Origin of the sequence: uncultured Chitinophaga sp. (genome assembly GCF_902168175.1) — a bacterium.
Lineage (GTDB): Bacteria > Bacteroidota > Bacteroidia > Chitinophagales > Chitinophagaceae > Chitinophaga.
Window position 1 is genome coordinate 201384 of record NZ_CABHOU010000072.1, and the last position, 26562, is coordinate 227945.

Consider the following 26562-nt stretch of genomic DNA (forward strand, 5'->3'; position numbering starts at 1 on the left):
AATGGGATATGCGGGCTATTCAATCAGTCCGTTACGAAATGCGTATAAAACCAGGCCTACGGTATTTTTTACATTTATCTTTTCCAGCAGTTTTTGCCTGATGCCTTCGACTGTGCGCGGGCTGAGGAAGATCTTTTCAGATATTTCCTGCGTGGTGCATTCGCCGCAAATCAGTTTCAGTACCTCAACTTCGCGTTCGTTTAGCTGAATTTCGTTCTTAAAGGTAGGTTTGAACTGCTGTTTGTTTTTATGCAGTACTTTCTTTAACAGCGCCAGGTTTACGTTTTCGTTAAAATAGAAACCTTTCTCGTAGGTCGTGCAAATGGCCTCGTAAATCTCTTCCGGTTCGCTGTTTTTGAGCAGGTAAGCGTTAGCGCCGTTTTCTACCAGGTGTACAATAAAGTTATCGTCTTCGTACATGGTGAGGATAATCACCTTTACGTCGGGGTACCGTTCTTTTACCTGGATAGTGGCCTGTATGCCATCCATCTTTGGCATTTTAAGGTCCATAAGTATAACATCGGGCTGTTGCTGAGTCATAATTTCGAGCAGGTGCTCGCCGTCTTCCGCTTCAAATACGACATTGATGTTTTCGTATGGGATGAGGGTATTAATAACACCACTACGGAATATTTTATGATCATCAGCAATAGCTACTTTAATTGGAGGTAGCATATTTAGCGCTGTTTATAGAACCGGTTGAAAATTTTCCACCCGTATTTCGGCTTTTGTACCGCCGGGGGCTTTTTTCACAAAGTTGATGTTTCCCCCGATAATATTCAAGCGGCTTTCTATATTTTTTAGGCCGAGGCTGCCCGTTTTCTTCCTTGATTCCTGCAAACCCTCTGTGAGCAGGCCATTACCATCATCCTCTACCGTAATAATTAGCTGAGTACTGCTACTTTGGTAGGAAATAAGGACGTTTTTGGCCTGGGCGTGTTTAATGATGTTGTTAATCAGCTCCTGTACCACCCTGTACACGTTCAGTGCTTTTTCACGGTCTACCGGGAACGGGCTGCCGTCGGTCTGGTACTTAATAACCACCTCTTTGTTTTTGTTCATAAGGCTGCTAAAGGAGTCAAGCGCGTGCGACAGGCCCAGGTTGTCCAGCGTTTGGGGGTGCAGGCTTTGGGAGATAAACCGCAGCTGCTGTATAATGGTGTCGGTAAATTCCTTGGTTTCCTTGATCCGTTCTACCTGGCCGTTTTGGGCCTGCTGCTGCAGATGGTTAAGGTTCAGTTTTAGCACAGACAATTGCGCGCCCACCTCGTCGTGGAGGTCTTCGGCAATACGCTTGCGTTCCGTTTCCTGGCCCTGTATTACAGCCACGAGGCGTTCTTTTTGAAGCTGCAGGTCTTTGTCCTTGAGGCTCAGTTTGTACTGGACCACCTGTTTTTGCTGCATCACCACCATCACTACCACAAAAATGCCGAGCATCAGCATTACGATAGTGCCGATCAATATCAATTCAACGATATTCATGATCTTGCCCTTTTGATTTTTCGGAAGCCTACATAAAACAGGATGATCTCGCAAACGCCTGAAGTATAGTGCAGTGCTGCACTGATACCTACCGCTGCGCGTATCTGTTCGGAAGACATATCCATTTTTTGGAGGAAATTATAACTAAGTGTAAAAATGAACGAGCAACACAGGTATACAAACAGTCCCGCATTGAACCAGAAGTCTGGCACGGCATTGATATAAATGGATTGTTCGATCATCTGTTCATCTTTCTGTAACTGGAGAAAAAAGATAGTGCCGTATACGATCAGCACCAGCGTACGGAAGGAAGTAAATATGGAGTTAAATGCTTTGGTGCCTTCGATAAGCGTGAGGTCCAGCACAAAAATAAGACTGGTAATCACTAACAGCAGCCTGATGGCCTTATGTACTACCGGGTTCTTGATCACCGTGAAATAGAACATGGAAAGTACGTAGAACTGCAGCAGGTTCATCACCGAAACGAAGAGCATGTTGTTTAACTTGTACTGCTTCATTACAAGCGATATGGCCGCATAAAAAAAACTAACGAGCAGATAGTAGTATATCCATTTTTCGTTCTTTTTGAGCTTTGGAAAGCTTAGGGAGAAGGGGATCAGAATTAAAAATTCGATCCCCAGAAGAAAATAAAAAATAATAGTGTAAACAGGCACTAGAGATCAGAATTTAAAGGATTGTCTTGAGCGCAATCAACCGGGCAATATACGCCGCCGTCCAGGATATCCTGGTCTGAATCGTCTTTTCCAAGCCTGGCGTCTTTTGAAGGAAGGATGTCGTTCCCTTTTTCATCAACAGCAACAAGTACAAATTTGTTATCTGCCTTACCATCGCCGTCTACATCGAGGCCGTAGTAGATACGAATGCCAATTGCAGCGGGATTATTGTTCAGCAACTGGTTAATTTTGTTCGCACCAAAGAAAGCGGCAATAGAGTAAGCCTCTTTTTTTCTCATTTGGCGTTGTTCGAACCTGAATGTTGAAGTAAACTTGGCGCCTTTTTCGAGCGAAATAAACTCGCCGGCGTCTTTGTTGAACTTGCTCATAGATAGTGTTGTTTTAGAGAGTTAGTTATAATGTAGGGTAAAATTATCATAAAATACCACTAATCAAAGCATATTATGCGTCATGACACGTTTGTTACGCCCTACCCATTTTCTACCCAATAATAAGTGCAGCATTGAGTTTGAATGTATTAGAGAGAAGCCCTAAAATTGGAACATTACGTACAATCCGGTCAAAATTGCGTAGAAGTACGTATTCTGGAATCTTAGTGGCTTAACGCTTGTCTGCAACCTCAGAGTTTGCAACCTTTGTGTTACTGACTGAAGATAGTTGGTTAATCAACCGAATGGAAATTAAGAAAGACGGATTACCTGGCCTTTCTACCATGTTTGTTTCGCTAGTTCATTATATGCAGAGGAGTGGCCGGCTACGTTAAGCCGGTAGTATTGTAAACAGGTCGTGTTTGACCCCCAAAAATTTGTATATCAAAAAAATTCTCGACTATGAGTTACCTATTAATCGGAAACATCTCTGCCCTGATTTGCGATGAGTGCATCGAACCCCTCGCCCACTCTACGCTCAGGATCTATTTGCCTGTTAGCCCATGTAATGCCGACGATCTGAAAGCCGGTAAATTCAGCCACCTGCGTGCTGTAAGCGACCAGGATCATTCAAGTAAAGAGGAACGCCTGCTGGCTTCGGCCGAGCTGGACGAGAGGGGGAATTTCAGCCTTGCCTGGGAAGAGGTACATCTTTTTACCGAGGCTGTAGAGGTGGAAATAGAAATGGCCCGTGTTCCCGGCCAGCGCAATCCTGCCGGTACTGTTAAACGTTACCATCTTAGCACTTGCGTGCCCGCCTGGAAACGTTCGAAAGATAAGTACGTGGCGGCTTTCGCTTATGTTGTGCCTTCAGAAAAATGGAGCCAGGTACGTGCGCAATTCGGCGCTGGTGTTATTACTGGTTCCGTAAGGCACCACGAAACGTATAACCCTTTGCCGGGTGTGCGCGTGGAAGCCTATAATGCTGTTAACGACCGCATCGTGGGTTGGGGTAATACCAACGACCATGGCCGGTATAAGCTGTTTTTTGGCATCAACGGCACACAAGCTTTCCCTGACGTTTACTTTAAAATATACAGCCATGATCAGTTAATATGGAGCGAAGATAAACACATGGCATTCCAGCCCGAAAGGCAGGAAATTGCTCCCTGTTCCCGCATGAATCTTTTTGTTAAGCCTGCAAGTGAGGTCGAAAAGACTTCCCGCCCCATCAGCGGTTGGTTTAACGACCTGATTCATACGACAAAAACAAAGAAGCTTTATAAGGACCTGTATGTTGTTGGATAGGTTCCGCCCATAGTTAGAATGCCCCAAAATGTTGGGAAAACAGCTACGCCCCAAGTGTAGCTGTTTTTCTTTTTAGGCAGGCAGACGCTTCGCCTTAAGATTGTTGAACTGCTGGAATACCAGCGACAGTACCAGCACCAGTATGCAACCTACTGCATTCAGCCAGAGGAACGATACTACGTCCAGTTTGTAGACGATGAATACGAGTACTTCCGCTGCCAGTGCCGCCATAAATGCGGCATCTCCCTTCACGTTCTTCAGCCAGAAAGCTACCAGGAATATACCCAGTATGGTCCCGTAAAACAATGAGCCAAGGATGTTCACTGCTTCAATGAGGCTGCCCAAACCAGTGGCAAACTGCGCTACAAGTATGCTGAATACGCCCCATATCAGTGTCCATAACTTAGAAACTTTGAGATACTCGGCGTCTGTAGCATGCGGGTTCACCATACGCTGGTAAACATCTATCACGGTGGTGGAGGCCAGGGAGTTTAAGGCGGCGGCAATGCTGCCCCAGGAGGCCAGGAATATAATGGCGATCAGCAGGCCCACCAATCCCCTGGGCAAACTGTTAACCACAAAGTGCAGGAAAATGTAATTGGTATCGTTGGTGTCGGCCGTAGGGTCGGATGTTTTGATGAGCTCCAGCGCTTCTTTACGCACCTTGCCCGCTGTAACGTCTGTTTGGGCCAGGGCCTGCTGTTTGGCGGCTATGACCGTTTCTTCACCGGTGGCCAGTGCTGCGGACAGTTCTTTTACCTGCGCCGATTTCTGATCGCCAAGGGTAGCGTATTGCTGCTCTAATTGTTGTAATGCCGGGCCCTGCTCTGTTTGGCGGGTCTTTTTCAACTGTGCCTCATTAAAAAAGATAGGTGCGCGGAAATACAGGTAAAATACAAATACCAGCGCGCCCAGTAACAGTATCAGGAACTGCATCGGCACTTTCACCAGTCCGTTCATTAACAGTCCCATACGGCTTTCGGTAACGGACCGGGCGGTGAGATAACGGCCTACCTGCGACTGGTCGGTGCCGAAGTACGACAACGCCAGGAAGAAGCCTCCTATCACCCCGCTCCATATGTTATAACGATCTTTGAAGTTAAAGTCGGTCACAATAACGTTCAGTTTGCCCATCTTGCCCGATACCTGTAATGCTTCCTTAAAGCCAATGTCGGCAGGCAGCAGTTTTACCACCATCCAGCCTGCCAGGAACATACCCGCAAAGATAACGACGAGTTGCAGGGTTTGGGTGTATGACACGGCTTTGGTGCCGCCACTCATGGTATAAATGATGAGCAGGCCACCCATGAACACATTGGTCCAGTAGATGTTCCAGCCCAGTAAGGACGAGAGAATAATAGATGGTGCGCAAATACTGATACCGGTGGATAAACCACGCTGTATCAGGAACAATACCGAAGTGAGCGTACGTGTTTTAAGATCGAAACGCTGCTCGAGGTACTCATAGGCTGTATAAACATTCAGTTTACGGAAGATGGGGACGAACGCCACGCAAATAACCACCATGGCCAAAGGAAGGCCAAAGTAATACTGCACGAAACGCATCCCGTCTGTATAAGCCTGTCCGGGTGCGGAAATAAAGGTAATGGCGCTGGCCTGCGTGCCCATAATAGACAGCAGCACGATATACCAGGGCATACTCCTGTTGCCCATAAAGTAATCGTCCATATTCGTTTGGCCGCGACTTTTCCAAACCCCGTAGCAGATAATAACGATCAACGTGGCGGACAATACTATCCAGTCCGTAATGCTCATGAAAATGTTTTGGTGAAGAAGTAGAATAGAATGATCTGGGTGATCAGCCAGGCGATCACCAATAAGTACCAGTAGCGCCACTTGCTAAACAGTGGCGGCTTCTCGTGTTGCGTATCCTTTGTGGTCATAGTTTATTTTCTCTTCGAAAGCAATCCTCCGCTCAGCAGGCCCAGTCCGATACCGATGAACAGCCCTACATGCACCCGTTTTATAAGGAAGCCGATTCCCAGCCCCAGTATAATGCAAAATGCCGCTGCAATGGATAGCCTGGACCGGCCTACCTGTTTCTTTTGCGCCATTATTTCGAATTGTTTTTTTGATTGGATATCAGGTTCACGAACAGCCTGTACGCGCCGGGAACACCGGCAGGCAGTTCGCGGAAGAAGGCCAGGCTGGTATATACGTACCTGCCTTTGCCATATTGCGCTACTATCGTGGAGCCGTCCAGCTCGCGCTCACCAGGATCGGCCATGCTAAACACTTTTTTGTAATTCGCGTCTGCTTCGGTAGTAAAGTAAAGGCCCCTCTCCTGCACCCATCCCTCAAAATCGCTCTTGCCGATCTCGTTAGGATAATGCAGCAACGGGCTGGCAGCATCTACGAACTTCACGACTGCATTTTCGTCGGTCACCCTGTCGCGCGAGAGGCTGAAGGGGAATGGGCCGAGGTTTTTCGTTACCAGTCCGCCGTTCGTATTGTATTGTACCAGCAGCGTACCGCCATTCTTTACGTAGTTCATCAGGTTATCCTGCCAGTAACGGAGTCTTTCCTGGGTATTGTAAGCGCGCACACCTGTGATGATAGCATCGTACTGTTCCAGGTTGCCGCTCATGATCTCTTTTTCGCCGAGGATGGTTACATCATAACCTACCTGCCGTAACGATTCCGCTACTTTATCGCCCGCCCCCGGGATGTAACCCAGTTTGCGGCCGTTATATTTCAGGTTCACCGATACCAGCCTGGCCTGCGCCTGCGGGAAAAGGGTGATGTTAGGGATATGATCGTACTGTATTTCGAGCATACTTTGCGTGTAAACCTTGCCGTTATAGTCCACTTCTACCTGTAAAGTATCGGCTACATCGTGGCCATTCATCTTCACGGGCGATACTGCGAACATTACTTCCGTTTCATCGCCGGCGTTTTTAAGGCTGAAGGCACGGCTGGCTGGCTCGGCTTTAAAACCGGCAGGCAGTTGTAACCTTACATTGCCGCTCACATCGGCCTTCGTGCTTTTCACCTTAACCGGTATCTGCTGGGCCTGTGCTTTGGTGTAAATATATACCGGGCTGGCAAGTGTGGCCACTATTGGCGGCGCTATTACCAGCGGGTTAAACACCTCTCCTTTTACAGGGTCCGTGTATTTGTAGATGAATGGACGGGTGATGGAAATGTCCTGCCCGTCGACCTTTAAAGTAACGGTAGCTGCCAGCGGCACGTTGCCTGGATTACCTACCAGCTCCTGGTTCGACACCTGGTAAGTACCTATGGGGTGCGGCTTTTCCAGCCAGTAAGGCTGAGTGTTCACTATTGAAGCAGGTACATTCGCTTCGCTGTTTTTAGTGAGCAGGTTATTGTATTCCAATGCCTCACCGAAGTTGGTGCTTTTACCATCAACACTAATGCTGCTTAAAGTTACAGGCACCTTGCTGCGGTTGATCAGCTGGATGCTCGATTTAAATGGCTGACCGCCCGTAACCAGCGGACTGGCACTGTAAGCTTCCACCCACACACCAGCGCATGCAAGCACCAGGTTGTCGGTTTCCTGCAGTTTCAGTTTTTTCCAGTAACCGTCGGGCAAAGCGGCAATCGACTTGCGTAGTTGCAGTAATGCCGGTACAGAGGCAGAAGGATTGTTAAGGTTATAAGCGCGGATAATGACATCCAGTTGCTGGCCGATGCCCGCCCCGCCTTCTACCCTCGACCAGCTGGTGTTCACACCGTCCAGCAGGTTTTCTTTAGGTGTATCACCTTTAATGGTAGAGAAGTTTTCGAAGGAGCTGCCGCGGGTAGCGGCTACGCCGAAGCCCTGGCTCTTATGCTGCGAGCGGCTTTGGGCGGCTATTTCGCCATAACCGCGGCCCAGCAGGTAGTTATAAGTACCTACGTCCTGGCGGAAGCTGTCGTCGCCTGTATTGCCGAAGCCGTTCCAGAGCAAACGTTTTACCTGCCAGGTTTTAACGTATTTCAGTTGTTCAGGGTATTTCTTTGGGTCGGCGGCAGCCTCGAAAGCCTCTGCAGCTATCATGGCCGACGCGGTATGGTGACCGTGGCCTGCCCTGCTATCGGCCGGGAACCGGCAAACGATCACGTCGGGCTGGAAGTTACGGATGATCCAGACAGCATCGCCCAGTACTTTGTCCTTATCCCAGATGCGGAAAGTTTCTTCCGGGTTCTTGGAAAAGCCGAAATCGTTAGCGCGGGTAAAAAACTGTTCGCCACCGTCTGTACGGCGGGCGGCCAGCAGTTCCTGCGTACGGATAAGCCCCAGCAGTTCGGCCTGCTCGTTGCCGATCAGGTTTTGACCGCCATCACCGCGGGTAAGGGAAAGGTAACCGGTACGGTACAGTTTATCTTTGGCGAGATAGGCTATAAGCCGTGTATTTTCATCGTCGGGATGCGCTGCGAAATACAGCACACTACCGAGCGTATTGAGTTTGCCGAGTTGAAGCCTGATATCTGCCGCACTGGCAGGCACAGAAGATTGCGCTTTCAGGGATAGGCGTCCTGCAGTTAAGGCCAGGAGTATGAATGGTAAGTAGCGTTTTGAAACCATGTATGAGCTCTGCGTTTTACAAGGTTTCAAAAATAGTCATTATATCGGGGTTGCGGTTACCACTTATCGAAATAATAATAAATGAAAGCTGCCGCGCCTTTTATGCAGCGCGGCAGGCTGCAATCAGTTCATGTACAGCCATATCAGCAAATCGTTACCGATGTTGGTTTGGGCTGCACGGTTGCAAAGTATGGTAAACCCTGTGTTTCTGGCGGGTACAAAGGCGGTGTAAGAGGCAAAACCACCGGTAGCACCGGTATGGTTATAGAACTTGTCGCGGCCAATATTGCCGATGTGCCAACCCATTCCCACGGTCATGCCGTCTTTAGAGAACGTGGGCTCCCGGCAAAGGGCCATGGCTTTATAGAGTTTGCCGCCGGTGCTGTCCATATTGGCGTGCAGGAAACGTAACAGGTCGGCCACGGTAGAACGTATTCCTCCTGCCCCTGCTATTTCCTGGAAATCCCAGGCGTTTACTGCTTTACCCCCGGCATCGTAGCCCTGGGCAAAACGGGATTCCATAGCGGGTGTTAGTTTCACCGCGGTGTTATTCATGCCCAGTGGACGGCAGATTGCCTCCTGTAACAGTTGGGCGTAAGGCATTTTGTGCTGTTGACCGAGTATGGTGCTCATCAGTCCGGGTGCAATGTTTGAGTACTCGTATTTCGTACCCGGCGCACGTTCCAGTTTGTAAGTGCCCAGGAACTTGTACATCATGTTGGTAGTGTAATGAGCATAAGGATTGGACGCATCGGCCGTTTCAAACAGGTTTTGCGGCAGCCTGGGCAAGGCAGACGTGTGATTTACCAGCGTAACCAGCGTAATGGGCGTATCGTTATAACGATGCACGGGGATATTGTCGGGCAGGTAACGGCTCAGTAAATCATCCTTCTTCATCTTTTTATTGATAATTTCCAATGCAAATAACGTAGCCGTGAAGGTTTTGGAAAGCGAACCTATTTCGTACACGGTGCTGCTGTCGGGCAACTGGCCGTAACCTTTCTTCACTTCCCCGTAATTGTAAGTAAACTGCTTCCCGTTTCTGGTAATGCCTATGGACAGGCCTCCGGCCACTCCGGGTTGGGTGATGTACGCACGGGCCAAACTGTCTATCTTTTTATCCAACGGTGTTTGCAGCGGGTTATCGGTACGAATGGCCGCAGTTTCCTGGGCAAAGGCAGGCATAGTAAACGCCAGCAGTAAGCCGGCGAGCAGTCTTAGTAGTCGCATGGAGAGATCCTATTTTTTAAACATAAAGTAAACGGCGCCGAGCAACAGTCCGAAGGCTATCAGGTAATTCCAGCGTAACGTTTCTTTCAGGTAAAGTACGGCAAAAATACAGAATACAGTGAGGGTAATTACTTCCTGGATCATTTTCAGCTGGAAGCCGTTAATACCTTCCTGGTAGCCAAGACGGTTGGCCGGTACCTGGAAACAATATTCAAAAAAGGCGATTCCCCAACTTACCAGGATCGCCTTCCAGAGCGCAGAATTGGCATGTTTAAGATGCCCGTACCAGGCAAAGGTCATAAACACATTGGAAATAACCAGCAGTATAATCGTGCGCATATGTGGGATGAATTAGTTTTTAAAGCTACTTAAATTCAATGATCAAACACAGTGCCGTATCCGTAGTACTACCTACTCAAAATTCTGTGGGATCTACTAAAAAAAAGCGCTGTTAACCGTCCTACTTTTGTATCACTCCTTATTGTATTGAAACGGAACCATCAATTTTTAAACGTTACTTATGAACAAGAATATTTTGTTTGCCAGCCTCATTGTACTTTTTGTAGCCGTAATGGCCTGTGAGAAAGTGGTGTGCCCCGACCCTGAGCAAAACAACACCTGCCAGCTTTCCAGCTCAAAGTTTTACTACTTTGATGGTACCTGGTACAATGAAGCGTATACTTATAATGCTGCAGGCTACCTCACCGGTGTTACCGATACCCGGCAGGATGGTGGGTTTATGAGCCGCCAGGAGTACATTTATGATGGTAAGCGCCTTAAACAGAAAAACCTGTATAGCAATGCCAATGTAAAAGTGGCGGAGTTCAGGTATATATATGAAGGTGATAAGATAAAGAAGGAAGAATACTACGAACTGAAGCCAGCGGCTGTACTGGTGTTCGAACGTACCTACGCATACAAAAACGGTAAGCTGGAACGGGTTGATGAGAAGAATGTAAATATCAACACCGCCACTTATATTCTGTACACCCACTCGGGCAAAAATGTGACCCGGATTAAAACCTACCGTGCTGCTGACAATGTACTAACCAACGATGTGGAAATGGAACACGATAATAAGAGGATACCCTTATACGCCGCCTTCCCTGCCGCCGTGAGTGCTATTCACCAGCTTTCAGCGAATAATAACGTGCGGATCAAAGAACTGGTGGTAAACGGGCAGGTGTCTGACAAGGTGTACGAGTCTACCTACTCTTATAACGCAAACGGATACCCGTTGGAGCAAAGTACAGAGTACGGCAGTAAAAACATCCATGAACAGAGTTTTACCTATAATTGTAAATAGTCACAGTAAAGTCAGCCTGAAGTTAATTTTTGGCTTTAAGCTGTTTAAATTAACGTTTTTACAAATAATTATTATTTTTGTCCTGTGCGGATGAAAGCGAGGTTGCCGTAGCAGGCAACCTTATCTTGTTACGGGGAGTCCCTGTTACATACCAAACCAGTAACGGCCGCTAACCTACAATACACAATAGCAAAGTGAATATTTGAGGGGCGTTTTATCTCCCGCATCAGCCATTATTACCGCTTCATCCGTTTGTTCCGCATTTCCGTTTCATCACTTGTTGACTGACCATTAAGAGATATAAATTACACGTAAACAGCAATATGTATTGCGCAGCATAACAGGTTTGTGACCGATAGCCCATGTGAATTTGCCAGCCGTTTTAGCCCGCGCCGACATTGGAGGGACAGACACTTATTTATTCAACGAGCATATGAACAGGACTTCTACACAATGGGTCAAAAGATTAATTTCATGTACTATTCCGCTATTATCCCTTACGTCGCTTACTACGTTCGGGAACAGTACGGTTGTGCCGGTACATATTGTGTTTTATGAAGATCTGCTGAAAGGAAAAGTAACAGATGAAAACGGCCAGCCGCTGCCCGGAGTAAGCGTCCGGTACAAGCATAACGGCAATGCGGTGCAAACCGATGCCGAAGGCCGTTTCAGTATTGTTGCCCAGCCAGGCAAAACAACGCTGGTGTTTTCTTTTATTGGGTATAAGACACGGGAGGTTACGATTACAGGCGGACTACCAGCCGAAATTACACTGCAAACAGATCCTACTTCTTTGCACGATGTGGTGGTACTGGGGTACCAGTCGCTGGACAGGAAAAATACCACACAGGCGGCTGTAAGAGTACGGCACAACGAAGAGTTGCGTGCACCGGCCAATAGTTTTGACCAGTTAATGACCGGGCACCTTGCCGGGGTTAACGTCATTAACTCTTCAGGATTGGTAGGCGAACGGGTGGCCATCCGCGTCAGAGGGGCGTCTTCTATCTCCTCTTCCTCTTCCAGTAACCCCCTGATCGTGATTGACGGGGTGCCGGTGCTTTCCGGTAATTCCGCTACCCTGAGCTACAACCCTATTAACGCCCTGTCGTCTATTAACCCGGCCGATATTGAAAGTATACAGGTGTTGAAAGATGCTGCCGCTGCCGCCATCTACGGTTCCCGCGCAGCAGCCGGTGTATTGCTGGTTACTACCAAAAAGGGAAAGGCCGGGGCTGGTAACATTACCTACAGTGCCGATCTTGGTTTGGTGAAACCTGGCAATAAGCTGGATGTGCTGAACGCTGAGAGTTATAATACTACGATCAATCAAATGCGTACGAATGCAGGTCTTGCTCCCCTTGCGGCTTACGAGCAAAATACCGACGGTTCTGATAAGGTGGTGGATACCGACTGGCAGGATATATTATTCCACGATGGCGGTGTTCAGCAACACCAGCTTTCATTCAGCGGTGGTTCCGACAAATACAACTACTACGGATCGGGCAACTATTATAACTACGATAACTACCTCCGTAATAACACCCTGCAAAGGATCAGCGGGCGTTTAAATGCTTCAGCCAAGGTGAAAGAGTGGCTTACTGCCGGTCTTAATATGCAATACTCCAGGGCTAAACAATTGGGTTTTGGGAGAGATGCGGGCACTAACGTGAACGCAATGCCACGTTCTTTCATGACGTACTTCCCGAACGTGCGGGTGTATAATGACGATGGCAGCTATTATCACGGTCGTGGTGGAAATGGCGGGGTTATTGGCGGTGCCAATTACCCGAATCCACTGGCTACTTTGGAACAAAACCGCGACGACCAGGAAACACGCCGTTTCATAGGCAGCATGTACCTGGAAGCTACGCCCGTAAAAGGACTTACGGTCAAGTCGCAGTTCAATACCGACCTTGTATCGGGTACCGAAACGGTGTTCTGGCACCCGCGTACGCCTGATGGTACTACCGCGGGGTTCAATGGCATTAGCTTTAACGCGTACAGCAACTTTAATACCTGGGCATGGTATACTACCGCTCAATATAAAACCCTGTTCGGCGCCGACAATGAACACAGCCTGAGCGTGTTGGCCGGTATGGAGTTTACCCGCCGCCGTGCCAAAAGTGTGCAGCCTTACGGTTATGGATTAAAAGACCCGCAATTCACGTACCTCAGCGTAGAGAACTATACCACCTTTGGTTCGGCCGCAGGTTTTATGTTTAACGACGGACTGGCCTCCTACTTTGCGAGCGCTAACTATTCGTATAAAGACAAATACATCGCCGCACTTAACCTGCGTGCGGATTACAACTCTAACTTCATCGGTAATAACCAGCGTGGCCTTTTTCCGGCCGTATCGGCAGGCTGGCGTTTAAGTGAAGAGGATTTCCTGAAACACAGTTATGTGGTAAATGACCTGAAGCTGCGCGCCAGTTACGGATTAACTGGTAATGCGAGCGTAGGTTACTTCCCTGCCCTGGCTACGTACCAAACTTACCAGTATGGCGACCTTACTGCGATCAACATCAGTACGGCGGGCAACGCCGCCCTTAAATGGGAGAAAAGCGGCCAGGCTAACATTGGTGCCGACGCTTCGCTGTTAAGCAACCGCCTGCATGTAACTACCGACTGGTTTGTAAAAACGAGTAAGGACCTCATCCTGCAAAGCCCGGTATTGTCTACCGCCGGTATGCCTAACAACTCCCTCGCACAAAATATAGGTAAGCTTCGCACCACGGGAACTGAATTGTCTTTGTCGGGTAGCCCGGTACTTAATTCCAAATGGTGGTGGACTTCCGACTTCAACATCAGTTATATCAAAAATAAGGTACTGGCCACCAATGCCAATGGCGATCCGCTGTTCGAAGGTATGGGCATAGCAAAACCTGGTGAGGAACTGGGAACGTTTAACCTGCTTCGTTTTAAGGAAGTAGATGCAGCTACCGGAAGAGCCGTATTTCTTGATAAAGACGGTAATGCGAAAATGTATAACCCCGCTAACGCCAGCTGGACAAACCCGGAAACAGGACAGGCGGTGACGGCTATTTCCGGCACAGACAAGGTAGCTCTTAGCGGTAAAACGCCTTACCCTAAATTCCAGGGCGGCTTCTTTAACACCCTGGGTTATGGCGACTGGGAAGTGCGTGTGGGCCTTCAATACGCATTTGGTTATTACGTATACAATCAAACCCTGGCCAGTTTGATGGACCAAACCAATGCCTACAACAAATCCACAGAGATACTGGAAGCATGGAGTAAAAGTGGCCAGCCGGCTGAGTACCCGGCCTTGTACTGGGGCGATAACCAGTCGATGCAGGAGTCGAGCCTGTGGCTGGAGAAAGCGGGCTTTTTACGCGTAAGAGAAATTACCCTGGCTTATAATGTTCCCGCTACTTTACTGAAACGCGCTAAGATGGACAGGGTGCGGGTATATGTGCAGGCACAAAACCCTTTCCTGTTCACATCGTACAAAGGCATGGACCCTGAGGCTAACGCCACCGGTAACACGAATATCGGGCTGGGGATCGACAGCTTCCGTCCGTTTATGGCGAAAACGTTTATGGCAGGTATCACGATCAGTTTATAAAACAGAAAGAAGAAGAGATGAAAATACTATATAAATGGTTGCCTGTACTGGCGGTAGTGCTGTTAACAGCCTGCCACGACGAGGTAACCAATATCGATCCGGAAAATAAGATCAATACCGCGCTGGTGTTTTCAACGCCTGCCAGGATGGAGCAGGCCGTGATAGGCTGTTACAATTCCCTGCAGGCCGGCAATATGTTACAGGCCCGCGCGCTGGTGTATGCAGATGTATTGGGAGAAGATGTGATTAACCGCACTTCCAATTTCGGAGATATTCCAAGATATACCACCTTATCGTCTAACGCCATGGCAGCAGGCTTGTGGCAGGCCGGTTATAAGGCCATTGCAGATGCTAACCGCGTGATTGCAGGTATAGATGCCAATCGTACCAATACTACGCCTGAACAGGCAGATATGTGGATCGCAGAGGCTAAGTTCGTAAGGGCCATGGCGCATTTTTACCTGGTAAACCTGTTCGCCCAGCCTTATGTGTTTACTACTGACGCTTCGCACCTGGGTATTCCGATCATGACGCAGGCCTTCTACAGTAACGATCCCGCGGCCAATCAGCCCCGCAGTTCCGTAAAGCTGGTGTACGACCAGGTGATCAAAGACCTTACAGAAGCGCTGCCGGTATTACCTCCCTCCTACGGCACGTCGTATCAGTCTAAAACAAGAGCCACCAAAGCGGCTGCAGCTGCCTTTTTATCAAGAGTGTACCTGTATAAAGAAGATTTTGAGAACGCGAAAACTTATGCCTGGGATGTGATCAATAAACAGTATGGCGATTTCGGACTTAATACGCAGCCTTCACAAACGTATGGCGCTAATAACTACCTCACGAACGAAAGCATCTTCTCTATACCCAGTAAAGCGGGCGATTTTGAAGCCGGTTTTACATTAACTGCGCACTACACCACTTCTACCGATCTTTATATCAACCCGGACTTTCTGAATATCACCATCAATCCATGGTTGGCAGTGGATGATAAAAGACGCACACAACTGACGGGTAACAACGCTACTTTGGGTGTGCCGGTTACGCTGAAATACAGGGATGTGGCCGACTGGGCACCGGTATTCCGGTATGCTGAAGTATTGCTGAACTATGCCGAAGCCGCAGGGAAACTGGCTGCTACAGTAGATGCGGAAGCGCTGGCAAGGCTGAACGAAGTACGTAACCGCTCAAGGGTGAGCGCCGCTCCGTATACTAATATTACTATCAACAGCAAACAATTACTGATCGACGCGGTATTGGCGGAACGGCGTATTGAACTGGCTTTTGAAGGCCACCGTATTTTTGACCTGAACCGTAACAAAATGAAACTCACGAACAAACGTGATTTCGACTTTAATACACGGGTGGCCGATCAGGATTTTGGCGCGGATAAACGTATATTGCCAGTGCCGCTGATCGAAATACAACGTAGCCGCGGCGTACTGGAAAGAAATCCGGGCTATTAACCTCTTAGAATATGAACAGGTATTTTCTCTTTTTCGGACTAATATTTCTCATCTCCTGCCAGCCTTTTAACCAGCAGGGCGCCAGCCAGATGGTCACTATCCAGGGCACGCTTAACGGTTACGATACGGGCACGATCATCATGACCGACCCGCTGGACCGCAACGCGGCTTCGGATACTATTCAGGTAACGAAGGGCAGGTTTGTTTGGTCGGGCACGGTGGATAGTATTAAGGCGGTGTACCTGGTGATTAAGGATACGCCCTACGACAATGGTGTACACTTGTTCCTGGAACCGGGTAACGTATATGTAACCGGCGGTAAATCGTCGGCCGACATTGTGCAGCTAAGCGGCACACCGGAAAACGAGCGGCTCGATTCGCTGAATAAGGTGTTCGATGGATTGTCTAAACCCCTTCAGGGTTACGGCAATGCTTATGCTAAAGCGGTGCAGGAGAACGATCTGGCCACTATCGATAGTTTAACGCAGCTTTACTATAAGGTATCGCTGCAAAAAAAGCAGGCGCTCAGGAACTATATCGCACAGCATGGCAGCTCTTACGCCACTATGTTTGCCATGTACAACCTATACCAGTATAACCCCGACGGTAAAAGCCTGCAGGAGTTATATGCCACATTGCCGCCCGCACTGCAGGCCTCTCCGATGGGTGTTAAACTGAAGGACCGGCTGGATGGCGCATTAAGAACGCAGATAGGCGGTGCTGCGCCCGACTTTATACTGAACGACGCCAAAGGCAACCCGGTTGCCCTCTCGTCCTTAAAAGGCAAATACGTACTGCTCGACTTCTGGGCCAGCTGGTGTGTGCCCTGCCGCTTCGAGAATAAGAACCTCGTAAAAGCATACGCTGGTTATAAGGATAAAGGTTTCGAAATACTGGGCCTCTCTATCGATACCGACCGTAATGCCTGGCAGCAGGCCATTGCCGAAGACGGGCTGAACTGGATGCACGTCATCGACCAGAAAGCACGCGAAAGCGAGGTGTATAAACTGTACACCGTAGGCGGTATACCTATGAACTTCCTGATCGATAAAGAAGGCAAAATAGTGGGTAAAGGATTGAGAGGAAAAGAACTGGAAACTTTGCTGCAACAGGTGTTATAAAACTTATTGAAGCTGATAATGGAACGGCCGGCGCGTAAAAGCACCGACCGTTTTTATGTATACCGGAAATACAACGGCCGGCGATACTTTCGCCGGCCGCTTATCTATGGAATAGTTACAGAAAACAGGATTAGTTCCTCGAATTTATCTTAGACAGCAGTCGCAGTATTTCCAGGTACAACCACACGATGGTTACCATAAGGCCGAAAGCGCAATACCATTCGAAGTATTTAGGCGCGCCGCCCACAGAACCTTTCTCTATCATATCGAAGTCGAGCAGCAGGCTTAACGACGCTATGCCCACAACCACCAGTGAAAATATAATACCGAAGGTAGAGCCTTCGTGCAGGAATGGAATGCTGATGTTAAAGAAGCTGAGACCGAAAGCCACCAGGTAGAATATACCGATACCGGCAATGGCCACGAACATAATAGAACGGAAAGTTTCAGTTACCCTGATGATGCGGAAAGCATACAGCAACAGCATGGCGATTACCACAGAGAAGGTAAGGCCTACTGCCTGCGTAACAATGCCTGCATATTTAGCCGCATAAAAGGCAGAAACAGCGCCCAGGAACAAGCCTTCTGCTATGGCATAAGCCGGCGCGAGGAAGCCAGACCATTCTTTCTTAAACGTGATCACTAAACCCAGGATCAGCGCCACGATAACGCCACCGATCAGGTATGGAAAGATGTTAACGCCTCTCATAAACTGACCCCATGAAAACGCGGAGGATGCCAGCAGCAACAGGAATAAGTAGCCGGTTTTTGCCACAGTGCCTTTAATCGTCATCAGTTCTCCGTCCAGGCGCATGGTAGACGCCTTCTGGAACGTTTCTTCTTTCAGTACAGGATTACTCGATTGAAATAGTGCCATAATTAAAAACAATTAATGAATACGTAAAGATACAATGAAATAAATTAACCGGCCGGGCTTGCTGTTAAAATTATCATAATGTGTATCATATTGTAAAAAAGAAAGCAGCGAAGGATATGACCTCCGCTGCCCTTCATTATATCAAAACGATTTGTACTTAAGATTCCCGGGTGCCTCTTCTGCCGCCACGGTCGGAATTGCCGGACTGCTGCCTTGGCTGCTCGCTGCGCTGCGGTTGCTGGCGCTCGAAACTGCGGTTGGGTGACGACTGCCTTGGCTGATCAATAACACGTGAACGCTGCTCCTGCTGCTGGCGCTGTTCAGGCATCGCCCTGCGCTGTTCTGTTTGCGGCTGCCGCTGCGGAATATTACGCTCGGCCGGGCGACTGCGTTCAAAGGTGTTTGAACGATTGTTATCGGGCGTGGCGCTCCGGTTGTTATTCCATGGATTTTCCCTGTTCTCCCGCGCATTATTACTACGATCTATCGTACGGTCGGGCAGGTTGTTCCGGTTACGGTCTATCGTACGGTCAGGCACATTGTTCCTGTTATCACGTACTTCAGGCGTATTGCTGTTATTATTCCGGTCGAACGTACGGTCGGGCAGGTTGTTCCGGTTACGATCTGTCGTACGGTCAGGCGTATTGTTGTTATTGTTACGGTCGAACGTACGGTCAGGCAGATTATTCCTGTTGCCACGGTTTTCAGTTACGCCGTTACGATCGTTATCACGCGAAAACTGGTTATCGAAACTACGCTGGTTATTGCGGTCGTTGCGATCGTTAGGGCGGTTGTTGTTATCGTTGTTCCTCGACCAGTTACCGTTGTTACGATCGTTGCCTGGCCTTCCGGCTTCGTTGCGGCTAATTACCCTTGATGGTGCGGGTGTGGGCCTGGTGCTGCCTGCACCGCTGTTACTGGCGTACTGCCTAACCTCGGGCCTGTACATCCTTACACTGCCACGCTCCTGGCGGTCCATACCCGGGCGACGCTCGCTGCGCACAGAGGCCGGTGAAAGTGTGCGGCCGGTGCTGCGGCGGTAATAACCGGCATCGGGGCCATTAATATAAGTGCGTCGATTGTAAACGTACGTGTTGTTCACGATCACCGTGTTGTTGTAATAAACATTGTTTTGCCTGAACGGCGCGCAATGGTTATAGAACGAACGGTGGCCCAGCCACCTGGTTTCCAGGAATACCCAGTGGTTAACGGGTACAGCAAAACCGGAAGAAATAGACATGCTGATACTGATGCCAGGCCCTAATGGTGCCCAGCCGCAGGTGGCGGCGTTATTTCTCCAGCTAACCCAGGCCGGCCCCCATTCATAACCAGGTATCCATACCCAGCCATAGAACGGGTCCATACGCCAGCGCCCGTAATGAAACGGCGCCCAGCCCCAATTGTAGCTGGATACCCAGGTCCACCCGTAAGTGGTGTATGCCCAGTTACCATTGGTGTAATAAGGTCTGAAATCAGCACCTGCATTGGGTTGCCATACGTAACCATATTCAGGATCATCGATCCATTGGCCGTATGGGCTTAGTTCATCGTAAAAAGTCTGGTAGGATACCGGGCCGTCATCATAATAATCCTGCAATGGACTAGCGGTGGCTAAAGTGGGCATAGCAGCTATGAATATTCCCGCGAACAAGGCGACTGTGAATACTTTTTTCATAACTATAAATTTTAACTCCCGCAACCCGGGAGCGCTGTTGTTTCCGTGTGTATTGCAAAACTGTTGCCAGATTTTAAATTGCAACGACTTTAACTATTTGTAAACGTTTTAGCTTTGTTTTTATTTGATTTGACTTACTAAAAACGACTGTACAGCAATCAATTGCAATTTTTTAATGCAGACTGCGTTAAAATCTCGCGCCTAAATCATACATTTAAACCGCCGTACCTGCTGATTCAAAAAACTCGATTATGAACGTTGTTTGGTTTACCGCCATAGTATTGATGCTGGCCATCCCATCGTTGATCATGCTTTCAGCCTATGCCGGTTCATATATAGCGCCTTACTACCGTTTGCGCAACAAGGGCTACACGCCACCTGAAAGCTTTACCATCAGTGTAGCGGGCTTCCTGAGTGGCTTGTTAGTGTCGGGTGTTTGTTTTGCTTTTCTGAAACATCATTTTTTCAACGGAGAAGACCTCCTTTTTCATATCGTATTATGGCTGCTGTTCCTGCCGTCTGTCAACTTTGTTTTCTGCTCTTTTTTCCCTGCCGGCCGTAAAGGTTTTTCGATGCGCTGGCTGCTTGGATTATTAGTGGCGCTGTCGGTGTTGCTGGTGATGCTTTACATTTTTGTATTTGCAGGACACAACATCAGTCATGAGAGCTGGATCAAAGGATCGATTGATATCAGTATCGGCGTAGCGGCCGTGGTGTTTGCCTATTTCTCGGTACGCCAGCGTTTCCGTGACCGTATGGCGCAGGAAAACAGTGTTACGCTGCAGCCAGGCAATAAATACATTCTCGTTATCCGGCCCTGGACGGTAGACCGTGATCCCTTTTTCCTGGGAAACATCTATCGTAATAAGGTGTATAAACAGCTGGCCGGCGATCCGGTGTATTTTATGCAGAACGGTGCTATCCGCGTGGTAGATTTCAAACAGTTCTTCTCTAAAGCTTTTTCCAACTACATTTCTGCCGTAATGCCGGGCGATTCGCTGGTGCAGGCCGAGGTCGTGATCTGCTCACCCGCCCGTAGTCCGCAGCAGGTGGAGGATTTTAAAGTGCTGGCCGAAGGTGCCGCCTGTATCATTGCCATCCCGGGTAATATTGCCAGGCTGGGCCTTGAACTTAATATGATCCGTGAGTACGGCTGGCAGCAGAAGTTCTTCATCTTTACAAAACCCATCTACCAAAAAATATACGCCCAAATCCTCCTCCCCCTTTTCCAGTGGGTGTTAGACGTACGATCTGTGCCATGGGAGCAGTTCGCCGCACAAATGGCCCAGTACGGTTACCAGTTGCAGGATACGGCCCCCGAACCCGGCACCATTATCGGCTTTAACCAGTCGATGCAACAGCAGCTGCTGGTTTCCGGTGCGCGCAACCCTATGGGTTACGTATTACCCGTTATAGGCCGCCTCGATCGCCCTTAATTTCCTGGTGTTATATTAACCCGTTTTCGGCAGGCAAACAGCCTACCGCCCTTTCGTTGCCCTTTAGTTGCCCTCTGGTTGCCCTTATATTACCGGGGGCAGATTAGGGGCCCAAGCCGTCGTTTCCCTGTTCAGCCGCCGTTGCGTCGCACTCTTCACCAGTTAATCCCTGCTAAACATTACTAATATATTTCATGCTCAACTCCGCCTCCTCGTATAGCGGTCGTATATCGATCCTATACCAATCCTATATCCAAATCCCCGGAAACGCAGGCTGGTGGTGACGCCTATTATAGGATCGGTATAGGATCGATATACCATTGCTAATGCTTCTTCCTTACTATGCTACAATCCGTTAATGCTCAATATACTTCATATGCGAGTTTTGCTTATTTGGCGAAAGCTCAAACTGGTAAAGGGTTACAGCCTGAGCATAGGGGTTTCGTCCCAAGGTTTGCTAAGCTTCGTCCCAACTCCTTGTATGCTTCGTCCCAAAGTCGGGTAAATGGGGTATTGCCGGATGTACCTTTGTTCTCTAAACGATCAAAAGGGTTGTTTACGGCCTCCCGCAACCGTCGAAAGGACGCTTGAAAAGGTGAATAAACAGGATGTTATCCTGAAGTTCTTTGACATATTGGTTAAAAAAATGTACCGGTGCTGTTTATCATATACATGGTAAGGGGGACTTACCGTCCCTCTTACCTTATTTTAAAAAGATGCCGGGGTGTTCGTCGCAGAAAATAGCGCTCACGCAGCTTTATACTTATCTACCTAAAGCTGAATTACTATTTTTGAAAGATGAAACAAGCCTGGTATAACAGACGATGGGCGAATATATTACTGCACTGCCTGGCATGGGTGGTTTTGTTCTCGTTGCCGTATTTCCTTAAACCTTCCATGGATAAGCATCCTGAAAGGGAGCCTAACCGCATGTGGTGGGAGTTGCATTATATACTTAATAATATACTCATTATCAGTATTTTCTACTTTCATGCTTATGTGTTGGTGCCGAAGGTGATTGACCGTAGGAAATACTCGTTTTACGGCCTCATAATCGCCACTATTTTTACAGTGATGGTGGTTTTCCGATGGGTATCTATCAGCCTGCTGATTGACCCCGGAGAGTTCGAGCTGAAGCCTTCCATCCTGTTCACCATCTTTACCCTGTTATTTATACTGGCGTCCAGTACGGCATATATCATGATCAAGGAAAAAATGCGTGCCGACAGGATTAAAAGCCAGCAGGAGAATGAAACCCTGAAAACGGAGCTTTCGTTCCTGCGGTCGCAGGCCAGTCCGCACTTCATGTTTAACGTACTCAACAACATGGTAGCGCTCGCCAGGAAGAAGTCTGACCAGTTGGAGCCATCGCTCATCAAACTATCATCCCTGCTGCGTTATATGTTGTACGAAACCGATGAGGACAAAGTGCCGCTGGAAAGGGAAGCCGAGTACCTGCAGAGCTATATTGACCTGCAAATGCAGCGTTTCGGTAAAAACGTGCAGATAGATGTATCGCTGGCGATAGAAGACGGCAGTTACGAAATAGAGCCCATGCTGCTGATCCCCTTCGTGGAAAATGCCTTCAAGCACGGCACCGGCCTTATCCCTGACGCACACATCACCATAAAACTGGACCTGCACGATAATGTATTGCTGTTTACGGTGAGCAATAAGTACGATCCTGCTTCCATTGAGGTGAAAGATAAAACTTCCGGAATAGGGCTTGTTAACGTAAAACGCAGGCTGAACCTGCTGTACGCCAAAGATCACTCGCTTACGATCGACAAGGAGAATAGCCGTTTTGACGTATCTTTAAAAATAAACCTTCACTAGATGTTACGTTGCATTGCCGTAGATGATGAACCGCTGGCCCTGGACCTGCTCGAAGATAATATCAGCAAAGTACCCTACCTTAAACTGGTAGCGCGTTGCAGTAATGCTTTTGAGGCAATGGACGAGTTGAAAAAGGAGCAGGTAGACCTTGTGTTCCTCGATATACAAATGCCTGGTTTAACCGGCCTGCAATTCATCCAGAGCATGCCCGAAAAGCCTATGATCATCCTGATTACGGCTTATGAAAAATATGCGCTGGAAGGGTTTAACCTCGATGTAACCGATTACCTCGTAAAACCCGTATCGCTGGAGCGTTTCGTGAAGGCCTGCAATAAGGCATACGAGCTGCATCTCTTAAAAAGAAAAGACAAACACACCGCCTCGCCCGACTTCTTTTTCGTGAACGCCGACTACAGCCTGCTAAAAGTAAACGTGGCCGATATCATATGGATCGAAGGTATGAGGGATTATATCAAGATACACCTTAAAAGCGCTACCCGCCCAATTGTAACACGTATGGGCATGAAGACCATCGAAGATCAGCTTGCACCGGATAAGTTTATCCGTATTCACAAATCGTACATCGTATCTATATCCAATATTACGGCGGTGCGTAAAAACAGTGTGTTCATTGATACGCTGGAGTTACCTGTAAGCGATGCTTACAAAGGTGCTATAGATGAGTTGACAGGAAAGTAATGGTCGCATCTGCATATTTGAACGGCTAAAGCCTCTTATTATAAGGGTTTTAGCCGTTTCCTATTAACGCCCCCTTAACACCTTTCCCTTTCGTCGCATCATTTTGCAAACCTGCCTCAATTACCCCGGCACAAGGTTTAACCCGGCGTAATTTTGAATTCAGAAAACACACAAATGAAAAAAATCTTAAGCCTTATTACGCTGCTGTACCTCCCCTTTGCCATGATGGCACAAATGCCCGGCGCTCCCGCAGGAGCAGCGGCTGGCAGGCAGGCAATGCCCAATATGGGCCATGTTTACGGCAAACTGGTAGATAAAGACAATAAACCTGTTCCGTTTGCATCGGTAATGATCATGCAAAGCAAATTCGATACGGCTACCAAAAAGCAGAAGGATGTGCTGCTGAAAGGAATGATTACCGAAATGAACGGCGACTTCAGCTTTGAAGAACTGCCGTTGATGGGCATTAAAGTAAAAGTATCGGCTACGGGTTACAAGGCGCTGGACCTGCCGGTAAGCTTTATGAGCAAACCAGCAGCCGGCGTGGCGCCCAAAGCAGGTAGCATGCCTTCGTTCGATAAAGACCTTGGCAACATTAAACTGGATGGAAGCGTTAGTCAGTTGAAAGGCGTAGAAGTTACCGCCAGCAAACCCATGATGACACTGGACATCGATAAAAAGGTGTTTAACGTGGAAAAGAACATTGTGAGCGCAGGCGGTACCGCTGTAGATGTGATGAAGAACGTGCCTTCGGTGAATGTAGATATCGATGGTAATGTATCGTTACGTAACAGCAGCCCCCAGTTATATGTAGATGGCCGACCCACTACCCTTACGCTCGACCAGATACCTGCCGATGCGATCGAAAGCGTGGAAGTGATTACCAATCCCTCTGCCAAATACGATGCTTCCGGCGGCGGTGCAGGTATACTGAACATCGTATTAAAGAAGAACAAGAAAACCGGCTATAATGGTAACCTGCGTGCCGGTATAGATAAACGTGGCGCAGTGAATGGTGGTGCAGATGTAAACTTCCGCCAGGATAAATTCAACCTCTCTGCCAGTATTAATGCTAACCAGAACAAAAGCCGTACAACCGGTATTGTTGATCGTGATAACCTGGGTACAGAACCGCTTACTTCCATCTTACAGAACAACAGCAACCGTAATAACGGTGCTTTCCTGTTCGGCCGCGTGGGACTGGATTACTTCCTTTCCAACCGCACCACCCTGTCTGTTTCAGGCGTAAAGGTGCATGGCGAGTTTAATCCCGACGATGTAAATACGATCAACACCGACAGCCTGTTCAATACCGGTACATTATCGTCGCTGAGCCGCCGTACCACCAGTGGTACACGTGAGTTTAACGCGAACGGGCTTGTATTGGGCTTCAAGCAACTGTTCCCCAAAGAGGGTCAGGAACTAACGGCCGACTTCAACTACTTTGGTGGTAAGTTCGAGAACAATTCACTGTACAGTACTGACTATTTCTCGGGTGCGGCGAAGACTGCCAATGAACTGCAGAAAATACAGGGAGACGGTATCAACAATAATATCACGGTGCAAACCGATTACGTGCACCCTATCAAAACCGGTAAACTGGAAACCGGTTTACGTGCGCAGTTAAGGAAAACAGAGAACAATAACTACAACTATCTGTTCAACCAGGCTGACCAGGAGTACGTGCTTGTGCCAGGCGCCAGCAGCAACTACAAGAACAGCGATAACGTGTATGCCGCTTACCTGAGCTTCAGCAACAGCATTGGCAAATTTGGTTACAAGTTGGGCTTACGTGCAGAAAGTTCAGAATATAAAGGCGAGTTAACGCAAACCGGCGAAAAGTTCAGTAACAGCTACCCGGTAAGCCTCTTCCCTTCCCTGTTCCTGAGCCAGAAACTGAACAAAGACCAGGAACTGCAGTTGAGTTATACACGCCGTGTAAACCGTCCTAACTTCTTCCAGTTAATTCCCTTCGCAGACTCAACGGACAAGTTGAACATTACGCGTGGTAACCCGAACCTGGTACCGGAATTCACCCAGTCTTTAGAAGCCTCTTATTCCAAAACCTTCAACAGTCAACATAGCCTGCTTGCCTCTGTATACTACAAACATACCGACGATCTCATCACCAATTACCTGGAGAAAGTAACCGATGATGTTACCGGTGCAGAAGCACTGATCAACACGTACACCAATGCGAATTCTTCTTATTCCGCCGGTTCAGAACTTACGCTGATCAACAAGTTTACTAAGTGGTGGGATATATCTACCAGCGTAAACGTGTACAACTCTAAGATCAATACCGACAATGTAAGCGGCAGTTCACAGGATGCGATGTGGAGCATGTTCGCGAAGTTCAACAGTAACTTCAAACTGCCTTACAGCTTTGATGTGCAGTTATCGGCTACGTACCAGTCAAAAACCAACCTGCCTATCAACAATAACCAGCGTGGGTTTGGCGGTCCAGGTATGAGCCAGGCACAAAGCGCATCGCAGGGTTACATTAAACCATTTGGTGGTGTAGACCTGGCAGTTAAAAAGAGCTTCCTGAAAAACAATGCCTTATCTGCCACACTGGCCGTAAGCGATATTTTCAGAACGATGAAAACCATACAGTATTCCGAAAGCGAATACTTTACACAATACTACTCCCGCCTGCGCGACCCGCAAATGCTGCGTTTAACACTGGCTTACCGCTTCGGCAAGGTAGATGCCTCGTTGTTTAAACGTAAGAGCCAGGGCACCGGCAACAGCGGAATGGAAGGCATGCAATAGTTAAACGGGAACGATGCGAATGTTTTACCAGTTTATAGATTGATATCAAGCGCCGTCCCGGTTAGGCCGGGATGGCCTCTTTCAGCAATGCTACAGGATACGTACAAACGAAGAAAGCCACTGTTGGAGGTGGCTTTCTTCGTTGTGTTAAAACAG

At 48.3% G+C, this 26562-nt stretch carries 21 protein-coding genes; 9 read left to right on the forward strand and 12 right to left on the reverse strand.

Features of this window, described 5'->3' with window-relative positions:
- Positions 1-15: 15 nt before the first annotated feature.
- The 4 genes from QZT80_RS15860 to QZT80_RS15875 all read right to left on the reverse strand — a co-directional run bounded on the left by QZT80_RS15860 (position 16) and on the right by QZT80_RS15875 (position 2545).
- Positions 16-675, reverse strand: a complete 660-nt coding sequence (locus QZT80_RS15860; protein WP_295123962.1) for a response regulator transcription factor — start codon at positions 673-675, stop codon at positions 16-18.
- 12 nt (positions 676-687) lie between these two features.
- Positions 688-1482 carry a histidine kinase gene (locus QZT80_RS15865; protein ID WP_295123966.1) on the reverse strand — a complete coding sequence of 265 codons (795 nt, stop codon included), beginning with the start codon at positions 1480-1482 and terminating at the stop codon, positions 688-690.
- Positions 1479-2000 (reverse strand): hypothetical protein, encoded by a 522-nt coding sequence (locus tag QZT80_RS15870; RefSeq protein ID WP_295123969.1) that lies wholly within the window; start codon positions 1998-2000, stop codon positions 1479-1481. The genes QZT80_RS15865 and QZT80_RS15870 overlap by 4 nt, the downstream gene beginning before the upstream one ends.
- 155 nt (positions 2001-2155) lie before the next feature.
- Complete coding sequence (locus QZT80_RS15875; protein WP_295123972.1) at positions 2156-2545, reverse strand: hypothetical protein; 390 nt, start codon at positions 2543-2545, stop codon at positions 2156-2158.
- 462 nt (positions 2546-3007) lie between these two features.
- Here QZT80_RS15875 and QZT80_RS15880 point away from each other — a divergent pair, with 462 nt between their 5' ends.
- The gene (locus tag QZT80_RS15880) at positions 3008-3853 is read left to right on the forward strand and encodes a hypothetical protein (protein ID WP_295123974.1); all 846 of its coding nucleotides are present in this window, start codon (positions 3008-3010) and stop codon (positions 3851-3853) included.
- Positions 3854-3925: 72 nt separating this feature from the next.
- Here the strand turns inward: QZT80_RS15880 and QZT80_RS15885 are convergent, their stop codons facing one another.
- The 6 genes from QZT80_RS15885 to QZT80_RS15910 all read right to left on the reverse strand — a co-directional run bounded on the left by QZT80_RS15885 (position 3926) and on the right by QZT80_RS15910 (position 9971).
- Positions 3926-5629: a sodium:solute symporter gene (locus tag QZT80_RS15885; protein ID WP_295123977.1), complete on the reverse strand. Its 1704-nt coding sequence runs from the start codon at positions 5627-5629 to the stop codon at positions 3926-3928.
- Positions 5626-5757 carry a hypothetical protein gene (locus QZT80_RS15890; RefSeq protein ID WP_295123979.1) on the reverse strand — a complete coding sequence of 44 codons (132 nt, stop codon included), beginning with the start codon at positions 5755-5757 and terminating at the stop codon, positions 5626-5628. The genes QZT80_RS15885 and QZT80_RS15890 overlap by 4 nt, the downstream gene beginning before the upstream one ends.
- A 3-nt stretch (positions 5758-5760) precedes the next feature.
- Complete coding sequence (locus QZT80_RS15895; RefSeq protein WP_295123982.1) at positions 5761-5928, reverse strand: hypothetical protein; 168 nt, start codon at positions 5926-5928, stop codon at positions 5761-5763.
- The gene (locus tag QZT80_RS15900) at positions 5928-8402 is read right to left on the reverse strand and encodes a PIG-L family deacetylase (protein ID WP_295123985.1); all 2475 of its coding nucleotides are present in this window, start codon (positions 8400-8402) and stop codon (positions 5928-5930) included. Before QZT80_RS15900 ends, QZT80_RS15895 begins: the two co-directional genes overlap by 1 nt.
- Before the next feature lie 123 nt (positions 8403-8525).
- Complete coding sequence (locus QZT80_RS15905; RefSeq protein ID WP_295123988.1) at positions 8526-9632, reverse strand: serine hydrolase; 1107 nt, start codon at positions 9630-9632, stop codon at positions 8526-8528.
- A 9-nt stretch (positions 9633-9641) separates the two neighbouring features.
- Positions 9642-9971 (reverse strand): DMT family protein, encoded by a 330-nt coding sequence (locus QZT80_RS15910; RefSeq protein WP_295123990.1) that lies wholly within the window; start codon positions 9969-9971, stop codon positions 9642-9644.
- A 181-nt stretch (positions 9972-10152) separates the two neighbouring features.
- Between QZT80_RS15910 and QZT80_RS15915 the strand changes: the two genes are divergently transcribed.
- The 4 genes from QZT80_RS15915 to QZT80_RS15930 all read left to right on the forward strand — a co-directional run bounded on the left by QZT80_RS15915 (position 10153) and on the right by QZT80_RS15930 (position 17108).
- On the forward strand, positions 10153-10938 hold the full coding sequence (locus tag QZT80_RS15915) for a hypothetical protein (RefSeq protein WP_295123993.1): 786 nt from the start codon (positions 10153-10155) through the stop codon (positions 10936-10938).
- Positions 10939-11371: 433 nt separating this feature from the next.
- Positions 11372-14524: a SusC/RagA family TonB-linked outer membrane protein gene (locus QZT80_RS15920; RefSeq protein WP_295123997.1), complete on the forward strand. Its 3153-nt coding sequence runs from the start codon at positions 11372-11374 to the stop codon at positions 14522-14524.
- 17 nt (positions 14525-14541) lie between these two features.
- Positions 14542-15987 (forward strand): RagB/SusD family nutrient uptake outer membrane protein, encoded by a 1446-nt coding sequence (locus tag QZT80_RS15925; RefSeq protein WP_295124000.1) that lies wholly within the window; start codon positions 14542-14544, stop codon positions 15985-15987.
- An 11-nt stretch (positions 15988-15998) separates the two neighbouring features.
- Positions 15999-17108, forward strand: coding sequence for a TlpA disulfide reductase family protein (locus tag QZT80_RS15930; RefSeq protein ID WP_295124003.1), 1110 nt, complete (start codon positions 15999-16001; stop codon positions 17106-17108).
- Positions 17109-17238: 130 nt separating this feature from the next.
- Here QZT80_RS15930 and QZT80_RS15935 read toward each other — a convergent pair whose 3' ends face one another.
- The gene (locus QZT80_RS15935; protein WP_295124005.1) at positions 17239-17985 is read right to left on the reverse strand and encodes a Bax inhibitor-1/YccA family protein; all 747 of its coding nucleotides are present in this window, start codon (positions 17983-17985) and stop codon (positions 17239-17241) included.
- A gap of 157 nt (positions 17986-18142) precedes the next feature.
- On the reverse strand, positions 18143-19660 hold the full coding sequence (locus QZT80_RS15940; RefSeq protein WP_295124008.1) for a DUF6600 domain-containing protein: 1518 nt from the start codon (positions 19658-19660) through the stop codon (positions 18143-18145).
- A 251-nt stretch (positions 19661-19911) separates the two neighbouring features.
- Between QZT80_RS15940 and QZT80_RS15945 the strand changes: the two genes are divergently transcribed.
- The 4 genes from QZT80_RS15945 to QZT80_RS15960 all read left to right on the forward strand — a co-directional run bounded on the left by QZT80_RS15945 (position 19912) and on the right by QZT80_RS15960 (position 26406).
- Entirely contained in the window at positions 19912-21096 is a 1185-nt protein-coding gene (locus tag QZT80_RS15945) for a hypothetical protein (protein WP_295124013.1), read from the forward strand.
- Positions 21097-21993: 897 nt separating this feature from the next.
- Positions 21994-22932 carry a sensor histidine kinase gene (locus QZT80_RS15950; protein ID WP_295124016.1) on the forward strand — a complete coding sequence of 313 codons (939 nt, stop codon included), beginning with the start codon at positions 21994-21996 and terminating at the stop codon, positions 22930-22932.
- Complete coding sequence (locus QZT80_RS15955) at positions 22933-23631, forward strand: LytTR family DNA-binding domain-containing protein (protein ID WP_295124019.1); 699 nt, start codon at positions 22933-22935, stop codon at positions 23629-23631.
- Positions 23632-23805: 174 nt separating this feature from the next.
- Positions 23806-26406: an outer membrane beta-barrel protein gene (locus tag QZT80_RS15960; protein ID WP_295124022.1), complete on the forward strand. Its 2601-nt coding sequence runs from the start codon at positions 23806-23808 to the stop codon at positions 26404-26406.
- Positions 26407-26562 lie beyond the last annotated feature (156 nt).

Bases quoted from the DNA above. Each gene is read 5' to 3' on its own strand.
- QZT80_RS15910 (WP_295123990.1), bottom strand. From the start codon at position 9,971: ATGCGCACGATTATACTGCTGGTTATTTCCAATGTGTTTATGACCTTT.
- QZT80_RS15940 (WP_295124008.1), bottom strand. From the start codon at position 19,660: ATGAAAAAAGTATTCACAGTCGCCTTGTTCGCGGGAATATTCATAGCT.
- QZT80_RS15945 (WP_295124013.1), top strand. From the start codon at position 19,912: ATGAACGTTGTTTGGTTTACCGCCATAGTATTGATGCTGGCCATCCCA.
- QZT80_RS15865 (WP_295123966.1), bottom strand. From the start codon at position 1,482: ATGAATATCGTTGAATTGATATTGATCGGCACTATCGTAATGCTGATG.
- QZT80_RS15960 (WP_295124022.1), top strand. From the start codon at position 23,806: ATGAAAAAAATCTTAAGCCTTATTACGCTGCTGTACCTCCCCTTTGCC.
- QZT80_RS15925 (WP_295124000.1), top strand. From the start codon at position 14,542: ATGAAAATACTATATAAATGGTTGCCTGTACTGGCGGTAGTGCTGTTA.
- QZT80_RS15930 (WP_295124003.1), top strand. From the start codon at position 15,999: ATGAACAGGTATTTTCTCTTTTTCGGACTAATATTTCTCATCTCCTGC.
- QZT80_RS15900 (WP_295123985.1), bottom strand. From the start codon at position 8,402: ATGGTTTCAAAACGCTACTTACCATTCATACTCCTGGCCTTAACTGCA.
- QZT80_RS15890 (WP_295123979.1), bottom strand. From the start codon at position 5,757: ATGACCACAAAGGATACGCAACACGAGAAGCCGCCACTGTTTAGCAAG.
- QZT80_RS15905 (WP_295123988.1), bottom strand. From the start codon at position 9,632: ATGCGACTACTAAGACTGCTCGCCGGCTTACTGCTGGCGTTTACTATG.
- QZT80_RS15860 (WP_295123962.1), bottom strand. From the start codon at position 675: ATGCTACCTCCAATTAAAGTAGCTATTGCTGATGATCATAAAATATTC.
- QZT80_RS15880 (WP_295123974.1), top strand. From the start codon at position 3,008: ATGAGTTACCTATTAATCGGAAACATCTCTGCCCTGATTTGCGATGAG.
- QZT80_RS15920 (WP_295123997.1), top strand. From the start codon at position 11,372: ATGAACAGGACTTCTACACAATGGGTCAAAAGATTAATTTCATGTACT.
- QZT80_RS15950 (WP_295124016.1), top strand. From the start codon at position 21,994: ATGGATAAGCATCCTGAAAGGGAGCCTAACCGCATGTGGTGGGAGTTG.
- QZT80_RS15955 (WP_295124019.1), top strand. From the start codon at position 22,933: ATGTTACGTTGCATTGCCGTAGATGATGAACCGCTGGCCCTGGACCTG.
- QZT80_RS15870 (WP_295123969.1), bottom strand. From the start codon at position 2,000: ATGAAGCAGTACAAGTTAAACAACATGCTCTTCGTTTCGGTGATGAAC.
- QZT80_RS15915 (WP_295123993.1), top strand. From the start codon at position 10,153: ATGAACAAGAATATTTTGTTTGCCAGCCTCATTGTACTTTTTGTAGCC.
- QZT80_RS15935 (WP_295124005.1), bottom strand. From the start codon at position 17,985: ATGGCACTATTTCAATCGAGTAATCCTGTACTGAAAGAAGAAACGTTC.
- QZT80_RS15875 (WP_295123972.1), bottom strand. From the start codon at position 2,545: ATGAGCAAGTTCAACAAAGACGCCGGCGAGTTTATTTCGCTCGAAAAA.
- QZT80_RS15885 (WP_295123977.1), bottom strand. From the start codon at position 5,629: ATGAGCATTACGGACTGGATAGTATTGTCCGCCACGTTGATCGTTATT.
- QZT80_RS15895 (WP_295123982.1), bottom strand. From the start codon at position 5,928: ATGGCGCAAAAGAAACAGGTAGGCCGGTCCAGGCTATCCATTGCAGCG.